Origin of the sequence: Acinetobacter sp. TR3, from assembly GCF_027105055.1 — a bacterium.
Lineage (GTDB): Bacteria > Pseudomonadota > Gammaproteobacteria > Pseudomonadales > Moraxellaceae > Acinetobacter.
The window spans coordinates 1-6,312 of record NZ_CP114269.1 but is presented as its reverse complement, the minus strand read 5'-3'; the positions used below and the strand labels follow the sequence as shown (position 1 = coordinate 6,312).

The window sequence follows — 6,312 nt, the reverse complement described above, 5'->3', positions numbered from 1 at the left end:
ATTTCCGCCTTTGCTCGGTGCATGAATGGCAATATCTGCAATCACGCCATAACGATCAACAAGCGATTGAGCAAACTCTTTTGCCAAGTCCTTGCGCTGATCTGCATCCAGTTCATCAGGTAGAGCAATCACCCATTCTCTAGCGGTTCGAGCATCTTTTCGGTTTTCGGACTGTTCCGCTAAATTCCATAGTTCACCACGATCTATTTCGATATCGAGGTTAGATACAATTTCGCTATGGGCGATACCGTCTTTTCTCGTAAAGTCATGCGTCAGTCCTGTGCGTTCATCTTTGAGTTTTTCCCCTGAACGGTAAGCACTGGATGCAACCGCAGTTCGCCCCGAACTTCGATTGACCGTTTTAGTCGAGCAATGATAAATCGCCATGTGCTTTCTCTGCTTTTGCCTTTGCTTTTGGGGTTAAGGGGCTTCCCCTTACGCAATGATGACTTGAATGAAATTCAAGTCGTAAGTGCGCATTTCATGAAAAACACGATAGCATATAGCTCGCTTGAATTCCAATTCATAGAGCCTTATGCTTGAGTGGTTTTCTATATCCCGAAATTAACCGTTATGACAAAATCAACTGAAAATATTGAAAAGAAAATTGAAGCCCAGTTGGAGAAGCTGAAACAGTTAAAAGCTCAGAAACAGGCTATTGAAGCAAGAGAAAGAACAAAGCAGAAAGAGCAAGAACGCAAGGATGATACTCGGCGTAAAATCTTACTTGGTTCTTACTTGATTAAAAAAATGCAATCCAATGAAGCCAACAAAGAAAAAATACTCGCTGAACTTAATGATTATTTAATAGAGGATCGGGATAGAATACTTTTTGGTTTAACCCTGGTGAACGAAACAACGAATAATTAAGTTGAAGATTATGAAATTTAGTACCTTGATTGCATTCCTTTTCTTTTTATCTCCTATCACCTATGCCCAGCATCCAATGGATAGGTTAAATGATTTGATGAATAGCTCAACACCTCAAAAAATTACCACTGAGGATGAAATTAGAACATACGTAAAGAGGGTGAAAGAATCATTTAATTTTATGGATCGGTATAACGAAGCAGGAATATCTTATAAAGATAAAAATGGTTATACAAAGCAAGAGCTTAATGATTTACAATGTAATAAATTATACATGATGGATGATCTTATAGATTTTCAATCTAGATACTCTCATTTAGCCTCTGTTCCAGAGATTAAGTCTATTAATCAAAATACACTTGAGCTTAGAGAGGAGGTATTTAAGAACGTCCAAAAATACAATTTTAAGTGCACTAATGAGCTGATAAATATTCCTTTAGATACCTCAAAACTCTAATTAAATAGACTTGTTCTCTGATCCTGCCTGAAACCCTGCTTTTTCTAAGAGTGGATAAAGTTCTCTAAATTTTTCAGGCTCTAACAGCATATCTGCGATACGGATAGCAAATTGTTGATAGCTTTCAGTGCCTTGTGAATATTTTCCCATTTCTGGCATTTCAGACATTTTATTAGCGAATAAGTGTCGTTGAGCATCTGTCATTTTGATGAAAAAATCAGGGGTCTTCGGGTCTTGTTTTGAACTTATCTGTTTTGTTGATTTAGGCTTAAATTTGAATGAAAAACCTGTAATTGTCCGCCCTTGCTTATGTTGCTCGTATTTAATCGTATAGTCTGAATGTTGATTCACTTGCTCCACTGCGACATCTAGGACTCGCAACTTAAAGTTAGAAATTATTTTATATTGCTTAGGTTCTACACCTAATTGTCCTCGTAATTGTTCTATTTCAATAAATGGAATATGTCCTACATTTTTCCATTTCATTAGAAGTTCAAACAATCGAGTAGCATAGGTACTGGTAAAGTCGGTAGTTTGTGATAAGTAATAGCTTGTGAAATATTCTTTTGAATTAGCAACCAAGAGGACAACATCACTGGTAAGTTGGAAGTGTAATAACCCCTCTGATTCTGTATAACCGATCTTTTGTACCCATCGTGATTTCATAACGGTTGGTATATCGCAATCTCTTAGCTTTTTGGGACGTTTAAGGGTGTATTCCTTACCAAACTCCAAGCCATATAAGGTGTATGAGAAATAGCGTAAAAACAATCGTTCTGATGCTTCTTTTAATGCTCGATAAGCTACTGAACCATCAACCTTGAATTGTTCAGCATATTCCCCTGCATGTATGGTGAGAACTGTATCACTAGTGATTTCCTGATGCTGATTATTGGCTTTCACTAAAGCCAACCCTATTAAGCGTTGCTCTACTAGACTCAAGGTATAACTTGCATCAATTAACGCATTATTCTTAACGACTAAATCATTTGCCATTTTTTATACATACATTCTTTTTAGGTGTAATTATATTACATTGATTAAATATGTATAGCAATACTGCATAAACGTATAGATAAGACTGCATAAACGTATAGATAAGACTGCATAAACGTATAGATAAGACTGCATAAACGTATAGATATAGCAATACAAGTTATTGATTATTAATATGAATAAACAGTCTAAAATTATAAAATTATTAAAATTATTAAAAAGAGGGGAGTGCTTAAAACTGCCCTATGTACTCGCTAAAGCTCGTACTCTATTGAAGCTCGTTCCTCGCTTCGTGGGGCAGTTTTTGGTTAATACTATTTGTGAAATCTAAAAGCAAAAGCATTGATAATGTATTCGCTTTGCTCATACCTTTTGAAAAGCAAAAGCTCCAAAGTTCGCACCCATTCGGGATGCTCTGTACCTACCGTTTAAAATCGAAAGGGAGCTTGTAATCAGAGAAAAGGCAAGGGCGGAATTTTTATGATGCTCAATCGCTCGTAGACACTCGCTCGGCTCTTAAAGTCTGAAATTTCTAATTTAAAATTTGTCTATTATTATAATAACTGCATAATCTTTGTTTTTGTAAAACAATAGGTTGATCAATGAGTGAACAAAAAATTGTAGATTTGTTTATGGCTAACGTTTTTGGAAAGACAGCTAATACTTCCGATCTAAATCAAGCTCATGATGGTAAAAAAGGGCATTGGCTTGAAACTCAAATGGGCGTTAAGAGAAATCGAAATACAGCTCCCGATTTATTAGGCTATGAAATGAAAGATGGTACTAGTAGCAAAATTTCATTTGGTGACTGGTCTGCTGATTATTATCTTTTTGATAATGAAGAAATTTTTCCAAATAATGAAAATTTAAAAAGAGTTCAAAGACGAGATAAATTTTTTCTTCCTGTTTTCGGAAAAGCTAATGAAAAGAAACAAGGTAGATTTTCTTGGTCGGGCGAACCTATCCCTAAAATCAATGAATATTCAACTCATGGAACTATTCTGACAGTCGATCAAGATAATAATATCCTAATAACTTACTCTTTTATGAATGATACAAGAGAAAATAAGCACTCGATTGTTCCTACTGACCTACAAATTGAAAATTTAATATTAGCGGAATGGTACGCTAGCACTATGCAGAAAAAAGTTGATGATAAGTTTAATCAAAAAGGATGGTTTGTTTGTAAAAAAGATAAAAAAACTCATGTTTACAATCAGATAGGTTTTGGTAATCCAATTTCGTTTGAACAGTGGATTTCTATGGTTAAAACGGGCGATATTTTCTTTGATAGCGGAATGTATCAGGGAAATAATCGCCCATATTCTCAGTGGCGTGCGAATAATACGACCATTGATAAATTACTGGTTAGATCTTATCCGTAATTTTAAGATGCAAGTTCAATTGTTTCGGTAAGTTTTATAGCTCTAACTATTTCTTGAGCAATAGCTCTGATGACCGTAACACAAACTGAATTACCAAACTGCTTATACATTTGAGCATTGGAAACTGCATCAATAATAAAATCTTCAGGGAATCCTTGTAGTCGTGCGCACTCTCTAGGTGTAAGTTTACGAGGGTTTTTCCCTAAATGTGATTGATCTATTAGTATTTCAGAACCATCCTTGTTATACCTAGCGCTCAAAGTATTGGTATATGGGCTTTCTGAATTAAATAGAGAATATCCAAAGCCATTTCCTTTATTTTGATGTTCGGCTTTTCTTCTTTGATGACCTAGCCATAAATTATCTGAAATAGTATAGGTATCAATCATCTTATCTAATTCAGACTGAGTTTGAAGAATATCTCCTAATTTCGTTTTTTCATAAGTTGGCGTTGGAAATTTAAATATTTTTGAAAAATCAATATCTTGACCAAAATAATCTCTATCGAAGCCTACAATAAAAATCCTTTCTCTATTTTGAGGAATACCAAAGTCTGCGGCTCTTAAGACTTTAAAATCTACCCAATAATTAAGCTTTCTACTTAAAGCATTTCTTGCATCATCAGACATAGGCACATCATCCAAACCTGTCATATCACTCTGACCTGTAAGGATTCTCAGCATTGTTTGTAGCGTTTGCCCTTTATCATGACCTTTTAACTGTTTTACATTTTCTAATAAAAAAACTTTAGGTCTTTTTTCTGCCAATATTCGTTGTATTTCAAAAAACATTGTTCCTCTAGTATCTTCAAAGCCTTTCTTTAAGCCCGCTTGGGAAAAGGCTTGGCAAGGAAATCCACCTATGAGAATGTCATGTTCAGGAATTTCTTGAGTAGATATTTGAGTTATATCCCCTTTGGGAACATCTCCATAATTTGAAGCATAGGTAATTTGAGCAAATTTATCCCATTCAGAACTAAATACACATTTACCTCCTAGCTCCTGGAATGGGAGGCGAATACCTCCTATTCCTGCGAATAGATCAATGAATGTAAACAATGGTTTTATATTTTTATTTTTAAAAGGGGTGTGTTCAGATAAAGAAAGTAGTTTACTTATCGCTGTTTTACTTGGTTTGTGTTCGGCTAGTTCCCATCCTCTAACCGTTCGCTCCCCATTTTCTTTTAGCCCCAATAAAATAGCTAATTCCAATTGAGTTAATCCCATACGAATTCTTTTTTCTTTAACGAAATTCGCTGTATCTGTCATAGATGAAGTGTGAGAAATCATGACTAATATAAACCTACTTATCCTGTTTTGAGCCAGGATAACAAAGATTTAAAATAATGCAATATGCTAGCGACCTATATTGTCGTGAATCTTTAATCAATGGTTCGAAAGATAAACTTTTATGGCTCGATGCTTTGAAATATGGCTTTAGCCATGTTTCAAAGTCGGGCAACTTTGCGACTGCTGTCATAGGTTTGGTGATGGTAAGAACTGAGCAAAGTACCAATCACCTAGTATTTTTTAGGGTCGATCTGACACCAGTCATAGGTTTTTTCTTTGACGTTACTCGGCTGAAATGAATAACAAGGTTTTTTAGTCATAATTCTGACCAGTGTTTCCCCATCTTCAACTTTCATTTGAAGTGCATACTGTTCTAATGCTTTCTTATCTGCTCTGCGCTGTTGAATTTCATCAAGGCTTGGCACATATAAAAATATTGCCAAAAGCAATACGACAACTAAACCCACAAAAGTACTGGCAAAAATCAGAATAAATTTGGTACTTAGTTTAGCTGTAACTTGGTTTAAATGTTGAATACTGTTGTTTAATGCGCCCACATGCTTCTTATTTGTGTTTTCTAGCGACTTTTCAGCTTTATCTAGCACTCCGTTAGCGACTTGGTTGTAAAAAGCCTCTAATCGCTTGTTATCGTCTGCTATGGCTTCCCGATATTCTTTCATAGATGCCAATAGAATATATAACTGATCGTCTAAATCATCGTTTTGGTTATTCATCGTGACCATCCATCATTATCTAAATCTCGTGATGCCTTACGGTTGGCTCGCTCGGCTTGTTGTTGCTCTAGTTTTTGCTGTCGTTGTATTTCGGCTTGGCGTTCTTGTTCTAGGCGTTTGGCTTCTTGATTTTTCTGCCATTGCTCGAAGCCTTGATCGACACGGTTTAAACCATGCTGTAAAACGCTGTTTGTGCGCTGTTGCTGTTGTTCGAGGTGTTTGGCGTTGTGTTGCTTCACATGGTCGTTATAACGGCTGATTTCGGTATCTATGCCTTGTCTACGGAGTTGAGTGACCGAAGTTCCCTCATGAATGGTGGCTTGCAGTCCATTGTTCTGATCGGCATAGCTGCGGTGGTCTATTTTTTCTCGGTAGCCTGCTCGCTCCAGTGCGTGATTGGTTAAGTCTGCCCATGTTTCCCGAATTTGTTTAATGTCGTCTTGGGTTGTACCCATATTTAGGCTTTTGCGTTTGGCGTTGCTGAGTTCAATATCGGTTTTGCTGGTCAGGATCAGATTATTGTCAGGGTCTAATTCAGCTTTTCGGGTCGTGAGCATGATATGGGCATGATGGTTTTTATC

8 protein-coding genes are annotated in these 6,312 nt (G+C 36.3%); 3 read left to right on the top strand and 5 right to left on the bottom strand.

The annotated features are described in order from the left end of the window. Positions 1-387, bottom strand: a 387-nt coding sequence (locus tag O1449_RS16080) for a MobA/MobL family protein (protein ID WP_269239863.1), incomplete at its 3' end; no start/stop codon positions are given. A 186-nt stretch (positions 388-573) separates the two neighbouring features. On the opposite strand from O1449_RS16080, the gene O1449_RS16075 reads away from it, so the two are divergent. Beyond that, positions 574-870 carry a mobilization protein gene (locus O1449_RS16075; RefSeq protein WP_269239862.1) on the top strand — a complete coding sequence of 99 codons (297 nt, stop codon included), beginning with the start codon at positions 574-576 and terminating at the stop codon, positions 868-870. A gap of 10 nt (positions 871-880) precedes the next feature. Next, positions 881-1,327 (top strand): hypothetical protein, encoded by a 447-nt coding sequence (locus tag O1449_RS16070; protein WP_269239860.1) that lies wholly within the window; start codon positions 881-883, stop codon positions 1,325-1,327. On the opposite strand, the gene repM is transcribed toward O1449_RS16070, so the two are convergent. Continuing rightward, positions 1,328-2,323: a replication initiation protein RepM gene (repM, locus tag O1449_RS16065; RefSeq protein ID WP_269239858.1), complete on the bottom strand. Its 996-nt coding sequence runs from the start codon at positions 2,321-2,323 to the stop codon at positions 1,328-1,330. It abuts the gene before it with no gap. A 602-nt stretch (positions 2,324-2,925) separates the two neighbouring features. Between repM and O1449_RS16060 the strand changes: the two genes are divergently transcribed. Then, positions 2,926-3,708, top strand: a complete 783-nt coding sequence (locus O1449_RS16060; protein WP_269239856.1) for an LlaMI family restriction endonuclease — start codon at positions 2,926-2,928, stop codon at positions 3,706-3,708. A gap of 2 nt (positions 3,709-3,710) precedes the next feature. On the opposite strand, the gene dcm is transcribed toward O1449_RS16060, so the two are convergent. The 3 genes from dcm to O1449_RS16045 form a co-directional block, all read right to left on the bottom strand. Further along, positions 3,711-4,997 carry a DNA (cytosine-5-)-methyltransferase gene (dcm, locus tag O1449_RS16055; RefSeq protein WP_269239854.1) on the bottom strand — a complete coding sequence of 429 codons (1,287 nt, stop codon included), beginning with the start codon at positions 4,995-4,997 and terminating at the stop codon, positions 3,711-3,713. A 230-nt stretch (positions 4,998-5,227) separates the two neighbouring features. Further along, complete coding sequence (locus tag O1449_RS16050) at positions 5,228-5,731, bottom strand: hypothetical protein (protein ID WP_269239852.1); 504 nt, start codon at positions 5,729-5,731, stop codon at positions 5,228-5,230. Then, positions 5,728-6,312: MobA/MobL family protein (locus O1449_RS16045; protein ID WP_269239850.1), on the bottom strand; the 585-nt coding region annotated here is incomplete at its 5' end. The genes O1449_RS16050 and O1449_RS16045, both read right to left, overlap by 4 nt.